Genomic DNA, 24,522 nt, shown 5'->3' with positions numbered 1-24,522 from the left:
GGCCAAGCGGGTGCCGCCTGAGACAATGGCGGCATGAGCATTGTTGAAATTGTGATCTTGGCGCTGCTGGCGCTGGTGTTGGTGTTGCTGATCGTGAGCCTGTGGTGGCAGGCCAGCAGCCGGGGTGAGGACAAGGGTGTTGATATGGGCGCCCAGCTCAGCCCTATCGTGCAAGCATCGAGTGAGCGCCTGGAGCGCGAATTGCGCCACGAACTCAGCCAGAACGCCAGCGGCATGCGCCAAGAGCTGCTGCAAACCCTGAGCCAGTTCCAGCAAGTTTTGCTGAACCAGGGCGGCGATGTGGCCCGCACCCAGAACGAGCAGATTGACAGCTTCCGCCTGCAGCTCGGCAGCTTGCAGCAGGGCCTGAGCGACAGCTTGCAGAGCACCGCCCAAGGGCTGAATGCCCAAGCCCTGGCGGCCCGCCAGGCGCAGGACGAAGCCCAGCAACGCAGCGCGCAGACCCAGCTCGACGCCATGCAGCAGATCGCCCGTGCGCAGAACGAGCAGATCGAGGCCTTCCGCCTGCAGCTCGCCGGCATGCAGCAAGACTTGAGCGTTAGCTTGCAAGCCACCACGCAAGCCCTTAACACCCAAGCCCTGGCCGCGCGTGAGGCGCAAGACCAGGCGGCGCAGCGCAGCGTGCAAGCGCAGCTGGAGGCGATGCAGCGCCTGTCTGACACCATGAGCGCCCAGCTCAAGGCCTTGTCGCAGGCCAATGAACAGCGCCTGAACGAGATGCGCGCCACGGTGGACCAGCGCCTGACCCAGGTGCAGGCCTCGGTGGAGCAGCGCCTGGTGGCGATTCAGCAAGACAACGAGAAGAAGCTCGAGCAGATGCGCGCCACCGTGGACGAGAAGCTGCACGCCACGCTGGAGCAGCGCCTGGGCGAGAGCTTCAAGCAAGTGGCCGACCGGCTGGAGCAGGTGCACAAAGGCCTGGGCGAAATGCAGAACCTGGCCCGCGATGTGGGCTCGCTCAACCGTGTGCTGACGAATGTGAAAACGCGCGGCATCTTCGGCGAGGTGCAGCTGGCCGGCTTGCTGGAGCAGGTGTTCACGCCCGAGCAGTACGCCAGCAATGTGGCCACCATCCCCGGCAGCAGCGAGCGGGTTGAGTTCGCGATTGCCTTGCCGGGCCAGCGCGAAGACGGCGCGCCGCTGTGGCTGCCCATCGACGCCAAATTCCCGCGTGAAGACTACGAGCGCCTGCTCGAAGCCCAGGACCGCGCCGATGTGGCCGGCGTCGAGGCCTCGTCCAAAGCCATCGAGCTGCGCCTGCGCGCCGAGGCCAAGACCATTCGCGAGAAGTACATCGCCCCGCCGCACACCACCGATTTCGGCATGCTGTTCGTGCCCACCGAAGGCCTGTACGCCGAAGCGCTGCGCCGCCCTGGTTTGGTGGAAAGCCTGCAACGCGAGCACAAGGTGATGCTGGTGGGCCCCACCACCTTGCTGGCCACGCTGACCAGCTTGCAAATGGGCTTCCGCACCCTGGCGCTGGAGAAGCGCTCGGCCGAAGTTTGGGAGGTGCTGGGCGCGGTGAAGACCGAGTTTGGCAAGTTCGGCGATGTGCTGGCCAAGACCAAGAAGAAGCTGCAAGAAGCCAGCAACACCATCGACCAGGCCGAAACCCGCACCCGCGCGATGACGCGCCAGCTGCGCAGCGTGGAGTCGCTGCCCGATGAGGCCGCCAGCAAGCTGCTCAAGCTCGGTTTGCCGGCCGACGCCTTGGACGGTGCTGATGCCGGGGCTGATGAGGCTGACATGTGAGTGATGCCGATCCCGCTGAAGCCGCCCCCGGGGCCAAAGCTGCCGGAGCTGTCCCGCCGCCGCATGATCTGCGCCGTGCCTTCCCCTGGCTGATCGCCACTCTGGTGGCCGTGCATGCCTGCATGGCTGTCACCCGTGTGGCCGCCAGCTTGTGGACGCTCAAGCAGGGCTATGGAGAATGGACGGTGGGCGTCTTGCTGAGCCTGTTCGCCATGGCACCCATCGTGCTCTCGCTGTGGGCCGGGCGCCAAGCCGATAAACACGGCTTTCATCGCCCCGTTGGCATCGGTGTGTTGATGGCCTTCACCGGCGCGGTGGTGGCGCTGCTGGGGCAGTCGCTGTGGAGCATTGCCTTCAGCTGCTTGCTCAGCGGCGGCGCCATCTCGGTGGCCGCCGTGGCCTTGCAGCGCGAGGCCGGGCTGATGGCGGATGAGCCCTCCGAACTCAAGCGCATCTTCAGCTGGGTGGCGTTGGGGCCGGCTTTGTCGAATGCGCTGGCGCCGGTGGCGGCGGGGCTGTTGATTGACCATATTTCCTTCCGCGCTGCCTTTGTGCTGGCGCTGGCCCTGCCGCTGATTGCCTGGGCGCTGGCGCAAAAAGTGCCGCGCCACCCGCCCAAGCCGGTTAGCCCTGCCAGCAAGGCGCGGCCTGCCTGGGACTTGCTGCGTGACCCGGCGCTGCGCAATCTGCTGCTGGTCAATGTGGTGCTGTCGGCCAGCTGGGACGCGCACAGCTTTGTGGTGCCGGTGGTGGGCCATGCCAAGGGCTTGAGCGCCTCGCAAATCGGCCTGGTGTTGGGTTCGTTCGCGGTGGCCGCCACTTGCGTGCGCCTGGCCATCGTGCGCTTTGCGGATTCACTCGATGAGTTGAAGGCGGTGCGCGCCGCCATGCTGCTTGCCACCGTGATGCTGCTGGGTTATGCCTGGCTGCCGGGCGCGGCGGGCATGATGATGGGCTCGGCCATGCTGGGCTTGGCGCTGGGTTCGGTGCAGCCCATGGCTTTATCGCTGCTGCATCAGGTCACGCCAGCGGATCGCCAAGGTCAGGCCCTGGGCCTGCGCATGATGGTGGTCAACAGCGCCACCGTTGCGATGCCTGTGGGCTTTGGCCTGCTGGCAGGCGTCACGTTGGCTGCGGCGCCGATGTGGCTGATGGCAGGCTTGCTGGTGCTGGCTCAATGGCCTGCCAGCGTGATCCGCAAGCTGCCGCAGGAATAACTCAAGCGAAGGCCGCTGCGGGCGGCGTCGTCGGTCAGCGGGCAGGGCGCAAGCATCGCTTCGCGCCCTGAGGTTCCCGCTGCTTTATGCCGGCTTGTCCTGCTCACGCAGGAAGATTTCCACCCGGCGATTCTTGGCGCGGTTCTCGGCGCTGGCGTTGTCGGCGATGGGTTCGTGGGAGCCACGGCCGGCGGCCTCGATCCGGCCCGGGCTGATGCCCCGGTCAACCAGGAAGTTGCGCACAGAGTTGGCGCGTTCCACCGACAGCTTGTCGTTGATGGTGTCGTTGCCGGTGCTGTCGGTGTGGCCCACCACGCGCACGCGCAGCGAGGGGTCGTTGCTCAGGCCGTTGCCAAAGTGTTCCAGCACCGTGCGCAGCTCGGGCTTGAGGTCGGCGCGGCCGGTGTCAAAGGAGATATCGCTGGGTACTTGTAGCTTGAGCTGGTTGTCTGCCGTGCGCGCCACTTCCACGCCGGTGCCTTGGGTGGCCTGTTCCATCGCCTGGCGCTTGGCCTCCATCTTTTTGGACCAGATATTGCCGCCAACGGCACCCGCCGCGCCGCCCAGCAAGGCGCCGGTGGTGGCACCATCGCGCCCGCCAATCAGCCCGCCCAACACGGCACCCGCGGCCACGCCGATGCCGGCGCCGGTGGCTGTGCCTTTTTGCTCTGCGCTCATATTGGCGCAGGCGCTGAGCAGCAGGCTGATGGCCAAGGTGGTGGGCAACACCAGGCGTTTGAAGGATCGTGCATCTGTGTTCATGGGCTTCCCTTGAAAGTGGACGTTGAAGTGGCCGAAAGACTGCTTTGGCCTCGCAATGTTCCGCAGTTTGGTACGGGTGCTGCCAGCCTAAACCAATCTCAGCCCTTTGCGTTGATGCCCCGCAAATCCATGGCCGTTCGGCGTCGCCAGGGCAGGGGACGCGGCCCTGTGGCTGGCAGCGCCGCGGCATTCTCGGCTGCAAGTCACACAGTCCGCGTGGCCATGCGTCGCCAAGCGCAAAGATGGCGCGCGTTCTCGCTGAGAATCGGGCGCAAGAGTGACGCACCGAGGAAGGACTGGGATGGAACGACTCACGCACGGCGGGCAGCCCGGGCAGCCTGGTACGACGCACGACGCCGACATGGGCCTGACCATGGCCGAACTCATCGGCTCACTCAGTCACGCGCTGGACATCACCGAAGGCCAGCCCAAAGGCCATTGCGTGCGCTGCTGCTGGATCGGCATGCACATCGGCAAAGCCATCGGCCTGCAAGAGCAAGCGCTTTGGGAGCTGTACTACACCTTGCTTTTGAAAGACCTGGGCTGCAGCAGCAATGCCGCGCGCATCTGCGAGCTGTATCTGACCGACGATCTGCAGTTCAAGCGCGACTTCAAAACCGTGGGCGACAGCCTGCCGCAAATGCTGCGCTTTGTGTTCAGCCACACCGGTTTGAATGCCGGCATGGCGGATCGCTTTCGCGCCATCATGAACATCATGCGCAACGGCCCCGAACTCGCGCATGAGCTGATTCAAACCCGCTGCCAGCGCGGCGCCGACATTGCCCGCCAGCTGCGCTTCCCCGAGACCGTGGCCGACGGCATTCATGGCCTCGACGAACACTGGAACGGCCTGGGCAAACCCAGCGGCCTCAAGGGCCCGCAGATCCCGCTCTACTCACGCATCGCCCTGCTGTCGCAGGTGATCGACGTTTTCCGCACCGCCGATGGCCCGGCGGCGGCCTTGCAGGAAGTGTCGGCCCGCACCGGCACCTGGTTCGACCCCGAGCTGTGCTCGGCCTTCCAGTCCTTGGCAAGCGACAAGGCTTTCTGGGCCTGCATGGAGTCGCCCGACATCGAAGCCATGGTGCGCGCGCTGGAGCCCAGCAATCAGCGCCTGCCGCTGGATGACGACTATCTGGACGATATTGCCGCCGCCTTCGGCCAGGTGGTTGACTCGAAAAGCCCCTTCACCAGCGGCCACAGCATGCGCGTGGCGCAGTATGTGGACGCCATCGCCGCCACCCTGGGCCTGGATGATGGGCGCCGGCGTTGGCTCAAACGCGGCGCTTTGCTGCACGACGTGGGCAAGCTAGGCGTTAGCAATGCGATTCTGGACAAGCCCGGCAAGCTCGATGAAGAAGAGTGGGGTCAGGTCAAGCTGCACGCCCAGTACACCGAGGCGATTCTGGGCCGCATCAAGCCCTTCGCGGAGCTGGCCCGTGTGTCCGCCGCCCACCATGAGCGCCTGGACGGTGCTGGCTACCCCAAGGGTTTGATAGGCGCCGACATCAGCCTGGAAACCCGCATCATCACCACGGCCGACATCTTTGACGCCATCTCCGCCGAGCGGCCCTACCGCGGCGCCGTGCCCATCCCCAAGACGCTGGAGATCATGGGCGAAACGGTGGGCACCGCCATCGACGCGCGCTGCTTTGAAGCCCTGAAAGCTGCACTGGCCTTGCAAGGCCTCGGCCAGTGAGTTGATCGCTGCCAGGCTGGCCTGAGGTTGGCGCCCTCAGGCCATGAACTGCCGAATCTGGCCGCACACCACCAGCAACTGCTTGTCGTCCATGCGGCCGATGATGTTGCGGATGACCGTGCCCATCAGCTTGTTCACGCCCGCCATGCCTAGCGCGGCCGACTGCTGCACCAGAAAGTTCGCCTTGGTGGCCTTGAGCGATTGCAAAAAGTACTGGTCCAAGCCCTGATCGGTCAGCTTCAGCACCAGGTCCGTCAGCGCATCGGCGTGCTCCGTCGCCTGCTCAGCGGCCTCCACCGCCAGCAACACTTTGAGCGTCTTCACCCGCAGCGCTGGCGAATGGTGGAAGCGCAAGAAGGGCTTGGATTCCGGCTTGGCTTGCGCTTTTGTTTCGGGCTTGGGCTTGGGCTTGGGCTTGGACTTTGGCGCGGCCTTCGGCTCGGCGGCCTGCTTTGGTGCGCGTTTAGCGCTGGCGGGCGCGGGGTGTTTCGCTGAGCTTGGCATGGCTGTGACCGTGTCGCGATGAAAACTTCATCCTACGCTGCGGTGCCGCAGCAGCGCGCGTCCCAGTCACAAGAACTGCACGGTTAGGGAGATCAGCCCATTGGCGCTTGCCGCAGCACGCTGGGGGCGCCCTCAGCCCCCGACCGGGCGCCCCTCAATGCGAGCCAGGCGCTCCAACATGATGGCGATGGCTTCGCCGTGGCTGGGCAGCAGCGGATGGCTTTCGTTCAGGTAATGCGCGTCCGCAAAAGCATGCGGGCAGGTTTCCGACTCTGACAGCATGCCGTCGTTGCGCGAGCGGTGGCCGGCCAGCCGAGCCAGGCCAGCAATGGACTTGGTGCCCACGATGCACGTGGTCGGCACATCAGGCCGGCTGATCGCATTCATCCGCCGCGCTGAGGCGGCCACCTGGCCGCAGTCACCCGTCAGCATCCGGTAGGCAATGCAGCGGCTGAAAGACTTGCTGAGCTTCGATGCCCGCAAGGGCGAGCCCAGCAAGAACAAATGCCGAGGCTGCCGGAGGGCTGGCCCGGCTTGCTGCAAGGCGGCACGCAACAGCACACCACCGAAGGAATAGCCGATCAGGGCGTAGTCCCCGCCAGCGGCCATCGCGCGAATGCGCTCCGCAACCTGGGCCTGCAGGGCGCTGAAGCTGTGCCGCGCCGTGAGGTATGAGAAGTGTTCGATCTGGTGCCCGCTCTGGGCCATGCGCCGCAGCAGTTCGCCGCGATAGATCTTCGCGCCGCCAATCCCGTCCACAAACAGCACTCGCATCTTGAGCTTTGATTCCTAACAGTCCATCTACCCATCCATCCACTTGGGTGGCCACGAAGCGCGTGCCCGGCACCAGCCCGCGTGAATGTAGCGCACCAGGGCTGCCCGCCCTTGGCCTAGGCCGGGGTGGGCGAGGAACTGATCACCATGACTTCATCAAAGCCTTCCTCCAGCGTCGGCGGCTCCAAGCTTTCAAAGACATGGCGCATGGTTTCCTCCTTGATTCGCGCCAGCCCGCTGCGCTGCGCATTCCGCGCCATGGCGACGTCAAAGGGCGCATGGATCCACACGCCAATGCGCTTGCGGCAACCCACGCGCGCGGCCATCAGCAAGGCCCGCTCGCGGTGCCGGCGCGAGGGCAGTGGGCCGGAGAGATACACCGCCAGGCGCGGCCCCAGCTGGCTCTGCGCGGCCACCCAGGTCGACTTGCCGGCGCCTTGCAGGCCGAACACTACATAGAAATGCGCCTCGGGGCCCAGCTCAAGCAGCCGCTGCTCCGCAAGCGCATACGCGCGATCCCAGGCCGCCATCACGTCCTCGCGCCCCACCGGCACCGCGCCACTCAGGTCGAGAAACTGGTCGGGGTCGATGCAGTAGGGTGGGGCATCGGCGTTGGCGTCGGCATCGCGGCTTGGCATTGAGGGCATCGTGGAATTGGCTATTGCCTTACGGGAAACTGGGGCTGAGTCGGCACAGAAACTGGCCTATGGCGCGCATTCAAGCTTCATGTCCTTGCTAATCTTGGCGGCCTCGTCGGCCTTCACCCGCGCCAGCAGCACGCAAGTGGTGAAGTGCCCATGCCGCTTGCCGTCCTTGGTGTAGCCCCAATCGACGATCTGGTCCCGCGAGAAGCTGACCTGCTTGCCCCACGCCAGCGTCGGGTTGTACTGAGGCACGCTTTTCAGAATGCCTTCAAAGCCATCGCCTTTGCCATTGACGCCCCCACTCACACGAAAGGGCGACACCCACATCAGCTCGCGCGAAAACGAGACCTTCAGCTCGAAGCGCTCGGCCCCTGATTTGGGGTTCTCTTTGATTTGCATGAAGGCGCCCAGGGAGTCTCGCGCCTTCTGAATTGCCTGATTCATTGGCACATCAGCGTCGCGAACCGCCGCGATGTTGTCGTTGGCAAAAGCCGGTCCGAATAGGCGTGCTAGCAGCAGAAGTAAAAGACCGGATCGCATCGACGCTATTCACCATTCAGAAACTAAACGGGCGCCAGATTAGCAGTCGATGGTGCCCAGATTGCAGCAGCGGTTTGTTGACTGAGCGTTCATTCAGTTAGTCACCGCCAGACCTGAACTGAAAAACGGCGATGAGCAATATGGCCGCCGCAAATGCAGCCCAAAAGTACGACACCCCATGGATGCCGAACTGCGCATGGAAGAAGGTCATGACTTGCGACAAGCGCCCGGTGAACGGAGGCGTTTTCGGCTGGACCCACTGAATAGCTGCCATGGCACCAAGCAAGAGCCCGAGGGCGGCACTGAACTTCCACCTTCGCAAGGGCCTCGCGCGCCAGCCATTCTTGAGTGCAGCACGCGGCAATGGTGTGACCGAGCCGCTAGCTGCTCGGCGGCGTTCCCAGCCAATGAAAATCAGCAAGGCGACGAGGGCGGCGAGGAGCAGGAGTGCTGGCATAAGAATGGCGGTATCGATGGAAGCCCGGCTCAGCGGCCGAGCGCTCTCATGTCGATGCCGAGCGACTGCGTTGGTGGGGCACGGCGAGCGCAGGAGGAAGTCGGCGTGATGGATGCCATGCCCCACGATGTGCGAAGTCGCAGTTGCCGGCGCAGGCGCACGAGCTCACGCACGTTTAGGCGCCTTGCTTCGTCAGCTTGGGCGCCACCGCCAAGAAGACCAGCCATGCCGCGAACGACAGGCCACGCTGGATGCCAAAGAAGCACAGCGCGAACACAAGCCACTGGCTGATGGACAGCGCGCCCATTGACATGCCGGCCACGGACAGGAGTTGAACGGTCAGCCAGGCACCGATGCAGGTGACGGGGGCAAAGAACCACCACTTACGTTCAAAGTTCGACATGAAAAATGGCTTTAGGGAGTTGGCGCGAAGCTCGCGACGGGCAGGGTTTGTCGTGAATCGGCGCGGAGGGTGGAACTCGGGGAACTCAAGGTCAGGTCTAAATGTATTGCTCGCAACGCTGTGCCAAGTCAGTGATGTCTCGCGGAGACTACAGATTTGAGGCCTGCCCCTGTGTTTGCTGTGTTCCTGTGTTTCGGGAGGCCTCGACGACGCGGCGTACTGGTGTGGAAAGGCCTGCCGCCACTTCCGTAGCAGAGGCACGCTCATAGAGGAGCTCGGCGCCTTGGCGGCCAGCCTGCGCACTGCCCTAGGCCAGTGCACAGGCCCCTGCGACATCAGTCCCGCATGGCCTGCGCGACCAACAAGGTGTCGGTGAATTGCTCGAAACCGACGATCTTGCCCCCAGCAAGGCGCCACACATGGGTCACGCGCGCTTGCATCGCTTTGCCGGTCTTGCGGTAAGTGCCGTGATAGCTGCCAACGCCCACGATCTGGTCGCCGCCGTCGATCAACTGGTCCAGCGCAAAGGTGTAGCCCTCCCATTCGCTGCCCAGCACCTTGAACACCTTGTCGACGACCTGATCGACACCCGTCCAGGTGCCGGCGCAGGGGAAGCCGGCCATCTCGGTCCAGGCCACATCGGGCGCGACGTCAAGCATCATGCCGACGACATCCTGGCGCGCCGAAGCCGCATAGTGATCAGCAATGATTTGTAGATTGGTTCTCATGAGAGCGCTCTGATTTTTCTTCAAATGGCACAGCCGTTGGCGTCACATCCAAACGCGGGTGCCGCTTGGGTGCTGGGCGTGCGGCTACGCAGCCAGGCCTGGAAGTCCTGCGGGCGCCCCAGGTAACTGGAAACATTCACGGTTTGCAAGCCGCCTTCAGTTTCGAGCACCATGCTTGGAAAGCCCTGTGCGCCCACCTGTGCCATGAAGGCGCGGCTGTCCTTGATGTGCGCCTGCACTGGGCCGCCCAGTTGCTGGTCCAAGGCTTGCGCAAAGCCCTCGGGGTCCAGGCCGATGGCTGCGGCCATCTCGATCAGAACCGCCCGGTCTGCGATGCGCAAGCCGTCCACATAGTGCGCCGTCTGAAGCTGTGCGAGCAGGTCCAGCCCGCGCCCTGCCATCCCCTCGGCGGCCAGCATGGCGGCGGTCGGCGGCTCGGAATCGAACACGGCCGTCGCGTCGCGCAGCAAGCCTTCTTGGTAGCCCTCGCCGAAATGCTGGCCACTGGCTTGCGCCACACTCACGTCGTGCGCCATCACGAAGCTGCGCAACTCGGCCGTCACGCGCTGGCGCCGCGCGCCCGTCATCATCCCGCCGCCCCGGGGGAGCACGGGGATGACTTCGCGGGCCGCCTTCACCAAGGGGGCGGCGCCGTAGCACCAGCCACACAAAGGGTCATGGATGTAATGCAAGCGGGTTTTGTTCATGATTCAACAACGGTTCGGTGTGGGTGGGCGGATCAGTGGGTAGCTCGGTGAAGGCGGCGCTAGGGACGCTCAGCCGATCACCACTGCATTTCGCCCTTGGCGACCTTGGCACTGATGTCGAGCGCAACGCCCGGTTCCGCTTGGGGGTAGGCCTTCTTCATCGCCTCGATCAGCTCAGCGCCGGTTTTGGCTTTGATGGTCTCGGCGTTGAAGCGCTGCAGATAGCTGCGCGTGTAGGCAATGGCGCTGCTATCCAGTGCGGTGCCGGGCGCCATATGGCCGGGCACGACCATCGCGGGTTTGAGCGCTTCCATCTCATCCAGCTGAGCCAACCAGGCCGCATGCTCGCTGGCCTTTTGCGTGTCCGCCGTCCACACATGCTTGTTGCCGGAAATGGCGATGTTGCCGGCGATGGTCTTGATGGACGGGATCCACACATAGGGACGATGGGCCAGTTCACCCACCGTGCCGCGCACTTCGATGGTCTCGCCGTCCACCTTCAGGGTCGTGCCCTGCAGGAGATCGGGAACGATGGGCTTTTGCGGCGCATTGGCACCCATCTTGGGCGACCAGAAGGCCACTTTGCCTGCCAGCTTCTCCTGCAGCTTCTCGCGCACGGCCGGGGTGGTCAGCACCTGAGCATTGGGGAAGATGCCTTTGAGCACTTCGGCGCCGAAGTAGAAGTCCGGATCGGCATTGCTGATGAAAATGGTCTTCAGGGTCTTGCCGCTGTCGAGCACATTGGCGGCCACGCGCAGGGCGTCGGCACGGGTGAAGCCGGTGTCAATCACGAGGGCTTCGGTCTGGCCGCTGACGACCACGGCATTGACGTTGAAGCTGTTGCCGTCGGCGTTGTAGACCTTTACCGCCAAGGGCGCCGAGGTCTGCGCCGCAGCGCCGGTGGCTGCCAAAACGCCGAGCGTGAGGGCTGGCAAAACGAAACGGGCAATGCTGTTGAGCTTAAACATGGAGTTCTCCGTGAATGGAAGCTTGCTTGTTTGCTTGCTTGCTTGGGACAGGATGAACTTTAGTTTTTCGCTAAACGCAGATAAACCCGCCAATCATTGATTGTTTGTTGCATGAATCGATCGAATGGACCGACCGACCGACCGCTGTGCATGTGTTTGTTTGTTGAAGTCGCGGATCGAGGCAGCCTGACCCGGACCGTTGGGCCTCTGGGGAGCTCGGTGGCGATGCTCAGCCGCGATCTCACCGCCATCGAGGACTGGTTTGGTGCGCGCTTGCTTCACCGCAGCACGAGAAAGATCAGCCTCACGGATGCCGGGATGGCGGCCTGGCGCCAGCATCGCTGCAGATTTAAGGCCTGGCCCCGTGTTTCTGACCCTGTGTTTCTGTGTTTCCTCAGACCCTATTCCGCGTTCCTCTGGGCATGCGACTGCATGCTCACTGGCGGCTAGTTCGAGTTAGGCGATATGGCTCCTTACTCAGCCTGGCCGTACGACACCTTCGGATAGAGCGTCGTTGCGGTTTGCCACTCGTCGATTTCTTCGATGGGCAAGTAAAAGCTGGAGGCCAGCAAATGGGCGTAGCGGGTCTTGCTCAACTTGCCATCGCCCGAGACTGTTTCGCAGCTCACCTCACGGTAGTCGCCCACGAGTGCGGCCCCCAGTTGCGACGCGGGCTGCAAGTCCACAGCGGCGCGGCACTTGGACTCCTGCACGCGCTTGATCTGATTCGTGCGGCCGAACAGCCCCGATGTTTTGATCGTCACCTCTTCCTCGGTCTTGAAATTGAACTCCAGTCCGCTTGTCGGCATGCAGAGCGAGGGCGCATTGGTTTCAAGTGCCACGATGCGGCGTCGGCTAGCGAAGTCCACGCTCGACTTGATGCCAAAGGGCAAGATGACCTTGCCAATCGGTATGGCGCTGGTCAAAGACGTGTCCGTCGTGGACTGCGAGTCACTCAAAAGGCCAATCAGCCCACACAGCGACAGGCCGGTGCCTCGGCCCATTCCCTTGCCGCCATCCATGACCACCGAGGATTGCGAACCCGTCAGGCCATTCTCCAGGCGGCTCATCACGAACTCGATCTTGACGCCGACCTTTCTGCCAAAGTTTCCTTTGTGATCGATCACCTGTTGCGCCGACAGTGAGGCAAGCGGGCTGGGCGGGCGCTGCGCCGGCACATGGGCTCGCAAACGCTCCTGCACCGCCTCGGAAAGGACGAAGTCCACCGCAGTTTCGGCAGATTGCGCCAATGCGCCGCCTGTGCAGCACAGAAAAGCCAGCGTTGCGCTGGCGGCAAGGTGTGAGGGCAAGGGCATCAAGTCTCCATGCTGCAATAGAACATGATCACAAGGGATGCGCAGTAACGCCTAGGTTAACTGGCAAAAATGCGAAGCAATTTCGTCCGTGTTGAACCGCCAGACAGGCAGGAGCGCCCGGTGGAATGGCTGGGTGGCCAGCATGGCCTGTATTTGATTGGCTGTTGCACTTGCCAGTAGAAGCTATGAGTCCTTCCTTGCTTCGGCACGTCTTGCTTCACGGCGTTCCTTTGCAAGTTTCAGAACTTCCGGCTCGGTATAAAGGCGTTCCAACAGAGCGGTCGTGAAGTCCAGAAGGTCCTCGGCATCCTCCTTGCCGAGAGTGCCGGCGTGAGCACCGTCATTGCCGTCGTCTTTGATGCACGTCGATAGGTCGTGGAGCGCTGCAGGAAGAATGTGGTTGGTAAAAAGCCAGGGCAGCCTGAGGCCCAGGTCGCGCCTTACTCTCGGGTTCAGCCCTGTCACTTCGCCTTCAGGAAGTAGGGATTGCGTGGCTAGATCCACGCAAAGGCGAAACATGGTGCCTGCTGCGTTGTAGCAGCTCACTGCAAGACACATCGCACCCTCACGAAACGCTGCTTCAATCGATTGCGGAAGATGTTGCGGCGGCTCTACTGACGCATCGTCTTTCTTGCTAACTATGCCTTCTATCCGCATCCACTGATTGACCGCTCCTGTGAGTTTAACTAGGCCATTCCTGTGAACAATGGTCTTGTCAGGGTCAGTTGCCTGGGCCAGCACGAAGATTGAAGCCTTTCGGCAATGCCTACACACACAAAAGGCTTCGTACCATTGTTGCCAGCCGTACTTCATACCCAAGAGATTCTCTTGGATCAAGTCAAAGGTGATGCGTTTGGATCCACATCTGGAGCAGTCAGCTACAAGTTCAGCCATTGGCGCCTGGGAAGTTGATTGGGTGCGGGTTTGTGAAGTGTAGCGATGACGCCTAACGTGCGCGCTCAGCGGGTGGCATAGCCGCCCACTGTTGTGAAGCGTTAAACGTCTGCTTACTCAGGAAAACCGTAGGTTTCCTCTTTTTTGAGCGACAGCATCACCCAATACAAGCTTGTATGGAAGGAAGATCAGCACTGATGTCTTTCCCGATGATTGAGCGACACAGCGAGATTCCCTAGTCGCGGCTGGCGTCGGGCCTCTGACTAGTGCTGGTCATCGCCGTCGGGCGCATTTGCACTTGCAACTTCTTTAACGCGCCGGTGCCCGCTGGCAAAGCATTCAGCGCTGGCCGGACAAATGCCGCCCCATCACTCCCGCGTCTGCATCCTCAGCCGCCTCGCCGCATCCTCATCCCGCGCGTCATCGATCTCGCGCATCACCCCACGCAGATCCACGGGCTTGGCTTTGCGCTCAAAGCGGCCGGTCAGGGGGGATTCAACCGTCAAGGCGCCGCGCTGGTACAGCGCCCAGATTTCGTTGCCGTAGTCACTTTGCAGCAGGTCGGGGGCGAACTGGCCGAAGAAGTTGCGCAGGTTTTCCACATCGCGCAGCAGCATGCGCTGGGCGTGGTTGTTGCCGGCGGCGTCCACCGCTTGGGGCAGGTCGATGATGACGGGGCCGTCTGCCGCCAGCAGGATGTTGAATTCGGACAAGTCGCCGTGCACCACGCCCGCGCACAGCATGCGCACCACTTCGCGGATCAGGCTGGCGTGGTGCTCGCGTGCTTGCTCGGGCGTGAACTGGCTGTCGTTCAGGCGCGGGGCGGCGGCGCCGTCGGCGTCGCACACCAGTTCCATCAGCAGCACGCCTTCAAAGAATAGATGCGGCTTGGGCACGCGCACGCCGGCGGCGGCCAGGCGGTAGAGCGCATCGACCTCGGCGTTCTGCCAGGCTTCTTCCTGCTTTTCGCGGCCGAACTTGCTGCCCTTGGCCATGGCGCGGGCTTCGCGGCTGTTTTTGACCTTGCGGTTCTCGGTGTAGTCCACCGCCTGGCGGAAGCTGCGATGGGTGGCTTCCTTGTAAACCTTGGCGCAGCGGGTTTCATCGCCGCAGCGCACCACGAACACCTGCGCTTCCTTGCCGCTCATCAGCTGGCGTTGCACGCTGTCAATCAAGCCCTCTTCCAGGAGGGACTGCAGTCTTTTGGGTGTCTTCATCGGCGCATTGTCCCAGCAGGTTTCATCAGGGTTTGTCTGGGCATGGTTTGTACCGAAGCAGCAAGCCTAGTGTCAGCTAGCCGCAAGACGGAGGCCCATACTTTGCTCAGCATCCGCCGCCCTGTTTGTTGTGGGCCGTTTGCATAGCGCTATCTATCAACACGAAAGAGACAAGCACCATGAGCAAACACATCACTCAGACATTGACCGCTGTGGCCTTGGCGGCCTTCAGTTTCTCGGCCCTGGCTGCGGAGCCGATCAAGATCGGTGTGTCCGGCCCCTTCACCGGCGGCTCCTCGTCGATGGGCGTGAGCATGCGCGATGGCGTGCGCCTGGCCGCCGATGAAATCAACAAGGCCGGCGGCGTGCTGGGCCGCCAGCTGCTGCTGGTGGAGCGCGACGACGAGGCCAAGAACGAGCGCGGCGTGCAGATCGCGCAAGAGCTGATCAACAAAGAGAAGGTCGCCGCCACGGTGGGTTACATCAACACCGGTGTGGCCCTGGCTTCGCAGCGCTTCTACCAAGAAGCCAAGATCCCGGTGATGAACAATGTGGCCACCGGCTCCTTGATCACCCAGCAGTTCGCCAACCAGCCGGAGAACTACATCTTCCGCAATGCCGCGCACGACAGCATTCAGGCGCCGATGATTGTGGAAGAGGCGATTGCCCGCCGCGGCTACAAGAAGGTGGCCATCCTGGCGGACTCCACCAACTACGGCCAGCTTGGTCGCGCTGACTTGGAGAAGGCGCTGGACCTGAAGGGCGTGAAGGCCGTGACGGTGGAGAAGTTCAACATCAAGGATGTGGACATGACCGCCCAGCTGCTCAAGGCCAAGGAGGCGGGGGCTGAAGCCATCCTGACCTACGCCATCGGCCCTGAGCTGGCGCAGATTGCCAACGGCATGACCAAGCTGGGCTGGAAGGTGCCGATGATCGGCAGCTGGACCTTGTCGATGGCCAACTTCATCGACAACGCCGGCCCCGGCGGCGAAGGCGCGCGCATGCCGCAAACCTTCATCCAAGAGCCCACAACGCCCAAGCGCCAGAGCTTCATCATCAACTACCTGAAGACCTTCAACCCCAAGAACGCGCGCATCGACTCGCCGGTCTCGGCCGCGCAGGGTTATGACTCCATCTACCTGCTGGCCGCGGCCATCAAGCAGGCCGGTGGTACCGAAGGCCCCAAGGTCAAGGCCGCGCTGGAAGACTTGAAGGCGCCGGTGGAAGGCGTGGTCACCACCTACAACAAGCCCTTCACCAAGACGGACCATGAGGCCATCACCGCCAATATCCCGGTGTTCGGCGAGGTCAAGGGCCAGCGCGTGGTTTACGCCTACGAGGCTGACTTCAAGAAGGCCTCCGAAGTGCGCGTCAAAGACGTCAACGCCAAGGGCGCTTTGAGCCAGAAGAAGTGATGAGTCAGCCCGCCTCGCGCGGACGCAAGCGCGGTGCTGAGTGAGCAAGCGAGCGAGCGACCAAGTAGGCAGTCAATCAGTTGAAGGCTGGCCGGTGTGCAGCGTGGGTGTAAGAAGCCCATCGCTGCCGCCGCTGGCTAAGTTTGATGCCGTGACTGTCTGTCTGGTTGTCTGCTCGCGTGCTTGCCTTTGAATTTCAGTTTTCCTTTTGAACGCAAGGCCACGCCATGCAAATCTTGACCCAACTCGTGTTCAGCGGCATTGCCCTGGGCATGATTTACGCCGTCATCGCCTTCGGCTATCAGCTCACTTTCGCGACCTCTGACACCCTCAACTTCGGCCAGGGCGACGCCCTGATGCTGGGCGCGCTGGTGGGTTTGTCGCTGGTGGGTTGGGGCGTGAACTACTGGATGATGATTCCGCTGGTGTGCCTGTTCGGCGCTATGCAAGGCGCGGTGGTGGAGCGCATTGGTGTGCGGCCCGCCATCAAGATGAAGTCAGAGTTTGGCTGGATCATGTCCACCATCGCGCTGGGCATCATCTTCAAGAACGTGGCTGAAAACGTCTGGGGCCGCGACGACTTGAAGTTCCCTTCGCCGCTGCCTGAATCGCCTCTGCACTTCCTGGGCGCCAATGTGCTGCCGATGGAAATCTTGGTGGTGGTGGGCGCGCTCTTCATGATGTTGGCGGTGGAGCTGTTCAACCGCCGCAGCATTTACGGCAAGGCCGTGGTGGCCACCTTCAATGACCGCGACGCGGCCAAGCTGATGGGCATCAACACCGGCTTGGTGATCACGTTTTCCTACGCCTTGTCTTCGATGACGGCGGCCTTCGCCGGTGTGCTGATTGCGCCGCTGACGTTGACCGGCGCCACCATGGGCGCGGTGCTGGGGCTGAAGGCCTTTGCGGTGGCCATCATCGGCGGCCTGACCAGCGGCATGGGCATCATCGTCGGCGGTGTGATTCTGGGCGTGGTGGAGACCACCACGGGCTTCTACCTGTCCACCGGCTACAAGGATGTGCCGGGCTTGGTGCTGCTCTTGATCGTGCTGGCGGTGAAGCCGGCGGGTCTGTTCGGCAAGACAGCGATCAAAAAAGTTTGAGGACTTTGCGGGACAGACCGATCGAGCGAAGCGAGTAGCTCTGTCCCCAACTGATTAGGAATTGCGGGGCAGACCATTCGAGCGCAGCGAATGGCACTGCCCTCAACTGACGGGAACATGATGATCAATGCTAAGAAATTTGTTGCAGGCGCCGTGGCCATCGCGGCCCTGGCTGCCTTCCCGCTGATCTCCGGCAACCCGTACTACATCCACTTGGTCGAGACCATCATGATCTACGCGATCGTGCTGTTCGGCCTGGACATTGTGGTGGGCTACACGGGGCAGGTGTCGCTGGGCCATGCGGGCCTGTTCGGCATTGGCGCTTACACGGCCGGTGTGCTGGTGTTCAAGTTGGCGGCGCCGCTGTGGATCACGCTGCCGGCGGCGATTCTGGTGACGGCGGGCTTCGGCGCCTTGTTGGCACTGCCGGCGCTGCGGGTGATGGGGCCGTATCTGGCCATGGTCACATTGGCCTTCGGCACCATCATTCAGATCCTCATCAACGAGATGACCTTCCTGACCGAAGGCCCGATGGGCATCACGCTGACCAAGCCCAGCCTCTTCGGCCATCAGCTGGATGAGACTGAGTACTACTGGGTGGTGGCGGTGATGCTGCTGGCTTCGCTGGTGTTTGTGCACCGCGTGCTGCGCTCGCACCTGGGCCGCGCGTTTGAGGCCTTGCGCGGCAGCCCGGTGGCGTCGGACTGCATGGGCGTGTCGGTGTATCGCTACAAGGTGTACGCCTTTGTGATCAGCGCGGGTCTGGCCGGTTTGGCGGGCGCGCTGTATGCGTACTCCGAGCAGTACATCTCGCCCAATACCTATAACTTTGAGCAGACGGTGCTGTTCCTGCTGGCCATCATCATGGGCGGACGCAAGACCCGCACAGGTGCGCTGTTAGGTGCGGCCATCATCGTGATGCTGCCCAAACTGCTGGATGACCTGGAGTTATTCCGCATCGTTTCGGTGCTGCTCGCGGTGATCGTGATGGTGGCCTCGGGCGTGGCGCTCAAGCGTGGCAAGTCCACCTTGCAGGCTGCCGCCATTCCGGTGGTGGGCAGCGTAGCGCTGGCGGCGCTGTCCTTCAAGCTGCAGACCATGACGGACTGGCGCTTGTCGGTGTTCGGCCTGATCACCTTGTTCGTTGTGTACTACCTGCAAGACGGCATCGTCGGCTTTGTGCGTAACGCGCTGAACCTGCGCGGCCATGCCGCCAGCGATGCCGATGACGCCGTGAATCTGCCCAGCAAGGGCGATGCGCTGGGCCACCCCGGCGGCACGGCCGGTGATGACTTGCTGCAAGCCAATCAGGTCTTGATGCAGTTTGGCGGCCTGAAGGCGCTGAACAATGTGGACTTGCTCGTCAAGCGCGGCACCATCCACGGCCTGATCGGCCCGAACGGCTCGGGCAAGAGCACGATGATGAATGTGCTGACGGGCATCTATGTGCCCACCGCCGGCACGGTGAGCTTTGGTGGCCGCAGCCTGGGTGGGCGCACCTCGTCAGACATCGCGCTCTCGGGCATTGCGCGCACCTTCCAGAACGTGCAGCTGTTTGGTGAGATGAGCGCCTTGCAGAACGTGCTGGTCGGCCTGCATCACAGCTTCAAGAGCAATCTGCTCGATGTGGCCCTGCACCTGCCGCGCTACTTGCGCGAGAACCGCGAAAACACCGCGCGGGCGCTGGGCCTGCTGCGCTTTGTGGGCCTGGCCGACCTGGCCGGCGAAGAAGCCCGCAACCTGCCTTACGGCAAGCAGCGCCTGCTGGAAATTGCCCGCGCACTGGCGCTGGACCCTCAGCTGCTGCTGCTGGACGAGCCAGCGGCCGGCCTGACCGCGCCCGACATCAAGGAGCTGATCGCCATCATCCGCAAGATCCGCGAGCATGGCGTGACCGTGATCTTGATCGAGCACCATATGGATGTGGTGATGAGCATGTGCGACACCGTCTCGGTGCTGGACTTCGGCCAGAAGATTGCCGAGGGCCTGCCCGCTGCGGTGCAAGCGGATGAAAAAGTCATCGAGGCTTACCTCGGTGGCCAAGCCTCTTGAGTTGAAGGACTTCTGACATGCTTGAAATCAAGAATCTCAGCGCCGGCTACGGCAAGGTGCAAGTGCTGCATGGCATTTCCATGCACGTGCCCAAGGGCAAGGTCGTTACCTTGATCGGCTCCAACGGCGCCGGCAAGACCACCACCATGCGTGCCGTTAGCGGCATGATCGCGCCCACGGCGGGTGAGATCAGCCTGAACGGCAAGCGCATCGACGGTATGGAGTCCTACGACATCGCCCGCCGCGGCCTGGCCCATTCACCCGAAGGCCGGCGCGTGTTTGCCACCATGACGGTGACCGACAACCTGCGCCTGGGCGCCTTCCCGCGCTACACCGGCAGCCGGCCCAAGGGCGATGTGGCGGCCGATCTGGAGCGCGCGATGGAACTCTTCCCGCGCCTGAAAGAGCGCCGCGAGCAATTGGCCGGCACGCTCTCCGGCGGCGAGCAGCAAATGCTGGCCATGGCCCGCGCCACCATGCTCAACCCCGATGTGATGCTGCTGGACGAGCCATCGATGGGCTTGGCGCCGATTCTGGTGGCGGAAGTCTTCCGCATCATCGCGCGGCTCAAGGAGCAGGGCGTGACCATGCTGCTGGTCGAACAATTCGCCGCTGCCGCGCTAGGCGTGGCCGACTACGGCTATGTGCTGGAAAACGGCCGCATCTCCTTGCACGGCCCTGCCGAGAAGCTGCGTGATGACCCGGCGGTGAAGGCGGCGTATTTGGGCGGCGGGCATTGAGGCGGCCTCGCGTCTATTCGGCCGGGCTGGCGGAAATCTCACAGCGCCATTAGCGGCAAAGTGCTTTTTTCGAAAGTTATCTGACGCACGCAGTTCCCCTTTTCCTGCAGGCCTAGCGATACGCGGTCATTGGTCTCCGGGATTGAGATGCTGAGGTACTCACTCTGAACTACCGCGGGTGCCGTGGAGCCAGGCACGACAAAGCCTACAGACGATGGACTGCGGACTCCGACAGCGCCTGCAAGATTCTCCAGTTCTTTGAGGGTGATGCAAATGCGTTGGCTAGGCTTGGTGCGAAGCCAACTGGTGTGGAACTTCTTCGAGTTCAAAGGGCTGATTTCAACGAGTTGCAGGTCCTTTAGAGCTAAGGAATGGATGTCGAGGAAATCGCTTCGACAACGGTGCTCGGTAAAAGGTGGGTTGAAAACGCGACCATCAATGTCGACGCATTTGTGGCCGATCAGCTGTGCCTTGGTCTGGTCAATGACGGTTTGCTGGTTAGGCAGCTTAGATGTCTTGAATACGTTCAAAAGCGTACTGACATCTCGAAGCGTTGCCTGCTTCAAAGTGTCGGTTTGATCGCTGGCTGTGACGGACGTACTCGCAATGGCAAGGGCGACGACAAGCCCGATTGATTTTGAGCGGCTGAAGCTGCTTCTTTCGAGTTGGACGAGTGGTCCTGTGACTTCTTGGTTCATTGAATGAGATGCCCGGCTCGCGAGTGTTTCAACTGTGGCAGCTATTCTGCGTAGGGCGTGTGCTCATCGCTAGTGCGGGCAGTGGGCATTGCGGCGATTCAAGGCTTGTGCTTGCCTCCCGGCGGCCCCAGAAGCAACTTCACAGCCCGCCAGCAACTGCCGGTACGCCAAAGATCTCGGGCCAAAGCCACCCAGGCGTGGGTGGCGATGTGAACGGGGTTGTGGCTGAGCAGCGGAGGGTTCAGCCCATAGCGGATGGCGATATCGGCACGCTCTTCCACAAAGCTGCCGAACAAGCGGTCAAACACGATCAGCACGCCGCCGAAATTGGCGTCTAGGTATTCGGTATTGCTGCCGTGGTGCACGCGGTGGTGAGAGGGCGTGTTGAAGACCCACTCAAGCGGCCCCAGCTTGGGTATCCAACTGGCGTGCAGCCAGAACTGATAGAGCAGATTGGCCGCCACTGCCGCCGCCACGGTCGTCGGTGCAAAGCCCAGCCAGATCAAGGGCGCAAAGAATACCGCCGTGCCGCTGAGCTTGCCGGTCCAGCCCAGGCGCACCGCGGCGCAGAGGTTGAGCTCATTCGATGAATGGTGCACCGCATGCGTGGCCCAGAACCAGCGCACGCGGTGGGCTGCGCGGTGGTAGCCGTAGTAGCAGAACTCTTGTCCGATAAAGAGCAGCAGGTAGGCTTGCGGTCCGTCCAGTTCAAGCGTCTGCAGCCTGTTCATATAGGCCCAGTTCAGCAGTGGCGCAGCCAAGGTCAGGCCGAGTCCATCAATCAAGCGACGGCCCGCAAAATCTGCGATGGACGCTGCAAAAGCCCGCCAGTCGTAGGGCAGGTGCAGCACATAGCTGCGCAGCAGGCCCTCCAGGCTCGCGCAGAACAAGACCAGGCCGGCCAGGGCCAGCAACCAGGGCAAGGCTTCGGGCACAAGGTCCATGGCTTTCCCCTGTTGGCATCGAATGCCGCGCTTGCGCGTCGGACCTGCAGCCCTGTGCAATGGCCATGCCCCCTGAAGTCGGGCGCGTGGCGCTCATCCTCAGGGCATGGGTGTGTGGTCCTTGCAGGGCGGCTTGGCAAAGGCATCGATGACACCGGTGATGCCGCTCGGGTCCACCGAGGTGATGATGATGGTGTCGAGATCCTTGATCAGGTCGGAGATGTAGAACAGCATCTGCCGCGCCGCCCATTCACGGGCGATGTGCCGATAGTCGGCCGAATCTCGTGGGTATCTGGCGGCAATCTTGGCCTCGATGTCGGTGCTCGAAATCGAAGCCAAATTCTTCTCTGCCAGGTTCATGAAATTGTTGATGTTGCTCGACAGCGTGACGGTGGCACTCGCCAACTTCTCAGCGGTGTCGGCAATTTTGTAGGCCTCTTTGGCGGTCATCGCCGCAACTTTGGCCTCGCCCATCGCGCCCGCCGTGGCAAAGCTGCCAATCATCATGGCCGTGCTGACCACCATATTGCTGATGGTGTTGACGCATTGGTTGGCGTTGCTGGCGCAAGCTGCCGCGCCGCAATCGGCGAGGCCCGAGGCGCAACGCTGGTTGCAGTTGGTGACGTTGCACTGATAGCCTTCGCGGGGTTTGAGATAGCACAGACCGGCTTGCAACTCGCGATTGGACTTGCACGATTTCAGCAAGCTGCCGGCGCCGTTTTGATACGAGGGCTTGTTGAGCCAGCAGGTGGCAATCCGGTCACCGGTATAGCCCTCGTCGCATCTGTTCATCGCCCAGGCCCAGCAGGTGCCCAGCGCGTCTCGCGCCGTGCAGTGCTTGCCCGGCTGGTAGGAGAGCTTGCGGTCGCTCCAGCACACCGAGCCGACGGGGTGGTAGCCGCTGCGGCAGTTGGAATAGCACAGAGCGCCGTCCTGATACTGGCCGTCAGCGCAGCCGGGCAAGATGCCAACACCTCGGTCGTAGGCTGCAGTCTTGTAGCAGAACGGGGTGCTGCTGATCGAGGTTTCACCCTGAATCCAGTTGACGATCGTCGTCACCTGCCCAGCGCTCAAGGTTTGGTCCTTGACATAGGTGGTGGGCTTGTCGGCCAGGCCCTGCGGCCAGTTGTTGGCCACGACGCTGCTGGTGCTCCAGTACTGGAGCACATTGCCGGCATCGCAGGACTCAAGGACGACGCCAGTCCCTTTTTGACTCAGGCACAGGCCGCTGGGCGACACAATGCTGGAGTTGCTGCCGCGCTTCCACTTCTGATTGGGTGCGGGCGGCACACCGGTCTCGCCACAACTGCCCAGGCCGACGGCGGAGCCCGCATCGCCCGATGTCGTCAGGCAATAGCCGTTCAACACGATGGCGCCCTGGTTGGTGAAGCGAAAGTACTCGCTCTTTGCCGTCCCCGTACATGCCGACACGCTCAACTTGCTGGTCGACAGCGGCGATGTGAAGTCCACCTGCTGCAAGCAGTTGCGCGTGCTGCTCCTGACCTGGGTCTTGCTGGCGTCGGCCAAGTCGACTGGCAATGGGTTGGCCAAGCTCCACTTCTGGTTGGCTGCCGTGGCCGAGCACAGCGCGAGTTCGGCGCTCAGCACGCCTGGCTTCACAGTGCCCACCAACTGCCATGACAAGCACATCGCCGACATCGCCCGGGTTTGGCTGAGTTGCAGTTGATTGCCGCCGGGGCGGCTCCAGTAGGTGCTGGCATTGCCGGTGGACAGCGCGGTGCTGAAGCTGACCGTCTTGCTCGCAAACAGATTGCCCAGCAAATAGCGCTTGCCGTCGCTGCCGGGCAGATAGACCGTCCCGTCAGCACCGAAGACGAAGCGCTGCTCGGCCTTGCCGCATGGGCTGAGAACGCCGCTGCTGTCCAGGCATTGGCCGTTGCTGGCGACGACGTTGTAGGAGGTATCAGCGGCTTGCGCCGACGCGAAGGCGCCGGTCGCCAGCAGCGTGATCAAGAAGCGAGAAAACCAATTCATGGTAATGACTCCGATGAGTGCAAGAGGGGGACGATCAAGTGGGCCGCGCCACGCGGCGGATTTCAGCCCCCGGCTTGCTTCCCGCCTTGGCTGACTTGGCCGACTGAGCTCGCCGCGCCGCGTCGATCGCTGCGGCAAGTTGTTCGGTGCCGACAGCCCCCCGAAACATCACATCGCCGACGACGATGGCCGGCGTGCCCTGGATACCCAGCCGCTCAGACAGCACGCGCACCTCACCGAGTTGGCGGTTCACTGCCACCACGTCCACCGGTTTGAGGCCGAACTGGCGGCTGATGGCCTGCAGGCTGGCTGCGTCAATCGAATCAGCGCTCAGCAAGGCCTTGTGCACCTGCTGCGCCGTGCTGCCCTGGCCTGCAGACAAGGCCAGTTGCGCCGCCGCAATCGACTCAGGCCCGAGGATGGGCAGGTGTTTGACCAGCACGCGCAGCTGACTATCGCGCTGGATCAAGGCCTCGATGCTGGGGGCCAGCTTCTTGCAATAGCCGCAGTGGTAATCGATGAACTCCACCAGGGTCACATCGCCGGCCGGGTTGCCCAAGACCGTGGCGTCAGATGCGTCGGCAATGGCTTTGGCAGAAGCGGCGAGGGCCTTGCTCTCCTGCTGGGCATGGCCAGCCAGCTCGCGCCGCTGCAACTCGTCCAGCGCTTCGCGCACCAGCTCGGGCCGGCTCTTGAGCAGCTTGATGACGACTTGCTCGATGGCCTGAGTTGACGGGGCTGACTTGGCTGGCGCGCCGGTCTGCGCGATGGCCGCGCCGCCCGGCAGCGCCAAGCTCAGCGCCGCCAGCAAGGGCGCGCTCAGCCTGCGCGCGGCAGGGATTGTTGAAAGTGAAAGCATGGCAGCTCCTGGCTGGCAAAGGTTGTCTGGGATGGATGGGCCGGCTGCCGGCCCTGGACGTCAACTGAGCATCAGCTCAGCTTGCGGCGGCGCCAAGCCAGCATGACCAGCCC

Annotated in this window: 25 protein-coding genes; 8 read left to right on the top strand and 17 right to left on the bottom strand. The window is 62.7% G+C overall.

All coding sequences use genetic code 11. From position 1 onward, the window contains the following. Positions 1-33: 33 nt before the first annotated feature. Both rmuC and AABB87_RS21745 read left to right on the top strand, forming a co-directional pair. Positions 34-1,773 carry a DNA recombination protein RmuC gene (rmuC, locus tag AABB87_RS21750; RefSeq protein ID WP_341973406.1) on the top strand — a complete coding sequence of 580 codons (1,740 nt, stop codon included), beginning with the start codon at positions 34-36 and terminating at the stop codon, positions 1,771-1,773. Further along, the gene (locus AABB87_RS21745) at positions 1,770-2,990 is read left to right on the top strand and encodes an MFS transporter (RefSeq protein ID WP_341973405.1); all 1,221 of its coding nucleotides are present in this window, start codon (positions 1,770-1,772) and stop codon (positions 2,988-2,990) included. The genes rmuC and AABB87_RS21745 overlap by 4 nt, the downstream gene beginning before the upstream one ends. An 84-nt stretch (positions 2,991-3,074) precedes the next feature. Here the strand turns inward: AABB87_RS21745 and AABB87_RS21740 are convergent, their stop codons facing one another. Beyond that, positions 3,075-3,752 (bottom strand): OmpA family protein, encoded by a 678-nt coding sequence (locus tag AABB87_RS21740; RefSeq protein WP_341973404.1) that lies wholly within the window; start codon positions 3,750-3,752, stop codon positions 3,075-3,077. Between the two features lie 301 nt (positions 3,753-4,053). On the opposite strand from AABB87_RS21740, the gene AABB87_RS21735 reads away from it, so the two are divergent. After that, positions 4,054-5,451 (top strand): HD-GYP domain-containing protein, encoded by a 1,398-nt coding sequence (locus tag AABB87_RS21735; RefSeq protein ID WP_341973403.1) that lies wholly within the window; start codon positions 4,054-4,056, stop codon positions 5,449-5,451. Positions 5,452-5,487: 36 nt separating this feature from the next. Here AABB87_RS21735 and AABB87_RS21730 read toward each other — a convergent pair whose 3' ends face one another. The 9 genes from AABB87_RS21730 to AABB87_RS21690 form a co-directional block, all read right to left on the bottom strand. Beyond that, positions 5,488-5,955, bottom strand: coding sequence for a hypothetical protein (locus AABB87_RS21730; RefSeq protein WP_341973402.1), 468 nt, complete (start codon positions 5,953-5,955; stop codon positions 5,488-5,490). Positions 5,956-6,087: 132 nt separating this feature from the next. After that, positions 6,088-6,729: an esterase/lipase family protein gene (locus AABB87_RS21725; RefSeq protein WP_341973401.1), complete on the bottom strand. Its 642-nt coding sequence runs from the start codon at positions 6,727-6,729 to the stop codon at positions 6,088-6,090. 116 nt (positions 6,730-6,845) lie between these two features. Beyond that, positions 6,846-7,376: a hypothetical protein gene (locus tag AABB87_RS21720; RefSeq protein WP_341973399.1), complete on the bottom strand. Its 531-nt coding sequence runs from the start codon at positions 7,374-7,376 to the stop codon at positions 6,846-6,848. Positions 7,377-7,433: 57 nt separating this feature from the next. Further along, positions 7,434-7,817, bottom strand: coding sequence for a YegJ family protein (locus AABB87_RS21715; RefSeq protein ID WP_341973398.1), 384 nt, complete (start codon positions 7,815-7,817; stop codon positions 7,434-7,436). 193 nt (positions 7,818-8,010) lie between these two features. After that, entirely contained in the window at positions 8,011-8,370 is a 360-nt protein-coding gene (locus tag AABB87_RS21710; RefSeq protein WP_341973397.1) for a hypothetical protein, read from the bottom strand. A gap of 175 nt (positions 8,371-8,545) precedes the next feature. Beyond that, the gene (locus AABB87_RS21705; protein WP_341973396.1) at positions 8,546-8,773 is read right to left on the bottom strand and encodes a hypothetical protein; all 228 of its coding nucleotides are present in this window, start codon (positions 8,771-8,773) and stop codon (positions 8,546-8,548) included. 335 nt (positions 8,774-9,108) lie between these two features. Beyond that, on the bottom strand, positions 9,109-9,501 hold the full coding sequence (locus AABB87_RS21700; RefSeq protein WP_341973395.1) for a nuclear transport factor 2 family protein: 393 nt from the start codon (positions 9,499-9,501) through the stop codon (positions 9,109-9,111). A 20-nt stretch (positions 9,502-9,521) separates the two neighbouring features. Next, complete coding sequence (locus tag AABB87_RS21695; RefSeq protein ID WP_341973394.1) at positions 9,522-10,208, bottom strand: DsbA family protein; 687 nt, start codon at positions 10,206-10,208, stop codon at positions 9,522-9,524. Between the two features lie 77 nt (positions 10,209-10,285). Beyond that, the gene (locus AABB87_RS21690; protein ID WP_341973393.1) at positions 10,286-11,176 is read right to left on the bottom strand and encodes an MBL fold metallo-hydrolase; all 891 of its coding nucleotides are present in this window, start codon (positions 11,174-11,176) and stop codon (positions 10,286-10,288) included. A gap of 111 nt (positions 11,177-11,287) precedes the next feature. Here AABB87_RS21690 and AABB87_RS21685 point away from each other — a divergent pair, with 111 nt between their 5' ends. Continuing rightward, positions 11,288-11,626 (top strand): helix-turn-helix domain-containing protein, encoded by a 339-nt coding sequence (locus AABB87_RS21685; RefSeq protein WP_341973392.1) that lies wholly within the window; start codon positions 11,288-11,290, stop codon positions 11,624-11,626. A 23-nt stretch (positions 11,627-11,649) separates the two neighbouring features. Here AABB87_RS21685 and AABB87_RS21680 read toward each other — a convergent pair whose 3' ends face one another. From AABB87_RS21680 to AABB87_RS21670, 3 genes are all read right to left on the bottom strand, one after another. Continuing rightward, positions 11,650-12,492, bottom strand: coding sequence for a hypothetical protein (locus tag AABB87_RS21680; protein WP_341973391.1), 843 nt, complete (start codon positions 12,490-12,492; stop codon positions 11,650-11,652). Between the two features lie 183 nt (positions 12,493-12,675). Beyond that, a complete protein-coding gene (locus tag AABB87_RS21675; protein ID WP_341973455.1) occupies positions 12,676-13,305 on the bottom strand; it encodes a DUF4145 domain-containing protein in 630 nt (209 codons plus the stop codon). Positions 13,306-13,754: 449 nt separating this feature from the next. Next, positions 13,755-14,603 carry a PA4780 family RIO1-like protein kinase gene (locus AABB87_RS21670; protein ID WP_341973389.1) on the bottom strand — a complete coding sequence of 283 codons (849 nt, stop codon included), beginning with the start codon at positions 14,601-14,603 and terminating at the stop codon, positions 13,755-13,757. Between the two features lie 179 nt (positions 14,604-14,782). Between AABB87_RS21670 and AABB87_RS21665 the strand changes: the two genes are divergently transcribed. The 4 genes from AABB87_RS21665 to AABB87_RS21650 all read left to right on the top strand — a co-directional run bounded on the left by AABB87_RS21665 (position 14,783) and on the right by AABB87_RS21650 (position 19,913). Further along, positions 14,783-16,018 carry an ABC transporter substrate-binding protein gene (locus AABB87_RS21665; RefSeq protein WP_341973387.1) on the top strand — a complete coding sequence of 412 codons (1,236 nt, stop codon included), beginning with the start codon at positions 14,783-14,785 and terminating at the stop codon, positions 16,016-16,018. A gap of 227 nt (positions 16,019-16,245) precedes the next feature. Then, positions 16,246-17,121: a branched-chain amino acid ABC transporter permease gene (locus AABB87_RS21660; protein ID WP_341973386.1), complete on the top strand. Its 876-nt coding sequence runs from the start codon at positions 16,246-16,248 to the stop codon at positions 17,119-17,121. Between the two features lie 123 nt (positions 17,122-17,244). Beyond that, positions 17,245-19,173 carry an ABC transporter permease subunit gene (locus AABB87_RS21655; RefSeq protein ID WP_341973453.1) on the top strand — a complete coding sequence of 643 codons (1,929 nt, stop codon included), beginning with the start codon at positions 17,245-17,247 and terminating at the stop codon, positions 19,171-19,173. A gap of 17 nt (positions 19,174-19,190) precedes the next feature. Next, positions 19,191-19,913: an ABC transporter ATP-binding protein gene (locus AABB87_RS21650; RefSeq protein ID WP_058718818.1), complete on the top strand. Its 723-nt coding sequence runs from the start codon at positions 19,191-19,193 to the stop codon at positions 19,911-19,913. A 38-nt stretch (positions 19,914-19,951) separates the two neighbouring features. Here AABB87_RS21650 and AABB87_RS21645 read toward each other — a convergent pair whose 3' ends face one another. The 4 genes from AABB87_RS21645 to AABB87_RS21630 all read right to left on the bottom strand — a co-directional run bounded on the left by AABB87_RS21645 (position 19,952) and on the right by AABB87_RS21630 (position 24,409). Beyond that, the gene (locus tag AABB87_RS21645) at positions 19,952-20,611 is read right to left on the bottom strand and encodes a hypothetical protein (RefSeq protein ID WP_341973385.1); all 660 of its coding nucleotides are present in this window, start codon (positions 20,609-20,611) and stop codon (positions 19,952-19,954) included. A gap of 98 nt (positions 20,612-20,709) precedes the next feature. Then, positions 20,710-21,555, bottom strand: a complete 846-nt coding sequence (locus AABB87_RS21640; RefSeq protein WP_341973384.1) for a sterol desaturase family protein — start codon at positions 21,553-21,555, stop codon at positions 20,710-20,712. Positions 21,556-21,654: 99 nt separating this feature from the next. Beyond that, positions 21,655-23,550 (bottom strand): RICIN domain-containing protein, encoded by a 1,896-nt coding sequence (locus tag AABB87_RS21635; protein ID WP_341973383.1) that lies wholly within the window; start codon positions 23,548-23,550, stop codon positions 21,655-21,657. Between the two features lie 34 nt (positions 23,551-23,584). Then, on the bottom strand, positions 23,585-24,409 hold the full coding sequence (locus AABB87_RS21630; protein ID WP_341973382.1) for a DsbA family protein: 825 nt from the start codon (positions 24,407-24,409) through the stop codon (positions 23,585-23,587). Positions 24,410-24,522: the final 113 nt, after the last annotated feature.

This window comes from Roseateles sp. PN1, assembly GCF_038419725.1.
GTDB lineage: Bacteria > Pseudomonadota > Gammaproteobacteria > Burkholderiales > Burkholderiaceae_C > Paucibacter_A.
Note: the sequence above shows the minus strand (reverse complement) of the source record. Positions and strands in the feature narration are given on the sequence as shown.

What these genes read in the sequence shown, in the direction of transcription:
- AABB87_RS21670 (WP_341973389.1), bottom strand. Translation starts at nt 14,603, where the DNA reads ATGAAGACACCCAAAAGACTGCAGTCCCTCCTGGAAGAGGGCTTGATT.
- AABB87_RS21735 (WP_341973403.1), top strand. Translation starts at nt 4,054, where the DNA reads ATGGAACGACTCACGCACGGCGGGCAGCCCGGGCAGCCTGGTACGACG.
- AABB87_RS21645 (WP_341973385.1), bottom strand. Translation starts at nt 20,611, where the DNA reads ATGAACCAAGAAGTCACAGGACCACTCGTCCAACTCGAAAGAAGCAGC.
- AABB87_RS21720 (WP_341973399.1), bottom strand. Translation starts at nt 7,376, where the DNA reads ATGCCCTCAATGCCAAGCCGCGATGCCGACGCCAACGCCGATGCCCCA.
- AABB87_RS21695 (WP_341973394.1), bottom strand. Translation starts at nt 10,208, where the DNA reads ATGAACAAAACCCGCTTGCATTACATCCATGACCCTTTGTGTGGCTGG.
- AABB87_RS21635 (WP_341973383.1), bottom strand. Translation starts at nt 23,550, where the DNA reads ATGAATTGGTTTTCTCGCTTCTTGATCACGCTGCTGGCGACCGGCGCC.
- AABB87_RS21690 (WP_341973393.1), bottom strand. Translation starts at nt 11,176, where the DNA reads ATGTTTAAGCTCAACAGCATTGCCCGTTTCGTTTTGCCAGCCCTCACG.
- AABB87_RS21630 (WP_341973382.1), bottom strand. Translation starts at nt 24,409, where the DNA reads ATGCTTTCACTTTCAACAATCCCTGCCGCGCGCAGGCTGAGCGCGCCC.
- AABB87_RS21715 (WP_341973398.1), bottom strand. Translation starts at nt 7,817, where the DNA reads ATGAATCAGGCAATTCAGAAGGCGCGAGACTCCCTGGGCGCCTTCATG.
- AABB87_RS21665 (WP_341973387.1), top strand. Translation starts at nt 14,783, where the DNA reads ATGAGCAAACACATCACTCAGACATTGACCGCTGTGGCCTTGGCGGCC.
- rmuC (WP_341973406.1), top strand. Translation starts at nt 34, where the DNA reads ATGAGCATTGTTGAAATTGTGATCTTGGCGCTGCTGGCGCTGGTGTTG.
- AABB87_RS21640 (WP_341973384.1), bottom strand. Translation starts at nt 21,555, where the DNA reads ATGGACCTTGTGCCCGAAGCCTTGCCCTGGTTGCTGGCCCTGGCCGGC.
- AABB87_RS21675 (WP_341973455.1), bottom strand. Translation starts at nt 13,305, where the DNA reads ATGAAGTACGGCTGGCAACAATGGTACGAAGCCTTTTGTGTGTGTAGG.
- AABB87_RS21730 (WP_341973402.1), bottom strand. Translation starts at nt 5,955, where the DNA reads ATGCCAAGCTCAGCGAAACACCCCGCGCCCGCCAGCGCTAAACGCGCA.
- AABB87_RS21705 (WP_341973396.1), bottom strand. Translation starts at nt 8,773, where the DNA reads ATGTCGAACTTTGAACGTAAGTGGTGGTTCTTTGCCCCCGTCACCTGC.
- AABB87_RS21685 (WP_341973392.1), top strand. Translation starts at nt 11,288, where the DNA reads ATGAATCGATCGAATGGACCGACCGACCGACCGCTGTGCATGTGTTTG.
- AABB87_RS21700 (WP_341973395.1), bottom strand. Translation starts at nt 9,501, where the DNA reads ATGAGAACCAATCTACAAATCATTGCTGATCACTATGCGGCTTCGGCG.
- AABB87_RS21660 (WP_341973386.1), top strand. Translation starts at nt 16,246, where the DNA reads ATGCAAATCTTGACCCAACTCGTGTTCAGCGGCATTGCCCTGGGCATG.
- AABB87_RS21650 (WP_058718818.1), top strand. Translation starts at nt 19,191, where the DNA reads ATGCTTGAAATCAAGAATCTCAGCGCCGGCTACGGCAAGGTGCAAGTG.
- AABB87_RS21680 (WP_341973391.1), bottom strand. Translation starts at nt 12,492, where the DNA reads ATGCCCTTGCCCTCACACCTTGCCGCCAGCGCAACGCTGGCTTTTCTG.
- AABB87_RS21710 (WP_341973397.1), bottom strand. Translation starts at nt 8,370, where the DNA reads ATGCCAGCACTCCTGCTCCTCGCCGCCCTCGTCGCCTTGCTGATTTTC.
- AABB87_RS21725 (WP_341973401.1), bottom strand. Translation starts at nt 6,729, where the DNA reads ATGCGAGTGCTGTTTGTGGACGGGATTGGCGGCGCGAAGATCTATCGC.
- AABB87_RS21740 (WP_341973404.1), bottom strand. Translation starts at nt 3,752, where the DNA reads ATGAACACAGATGCACGATCCTTCAAACGCCTGGTGTTGCCCACCACC.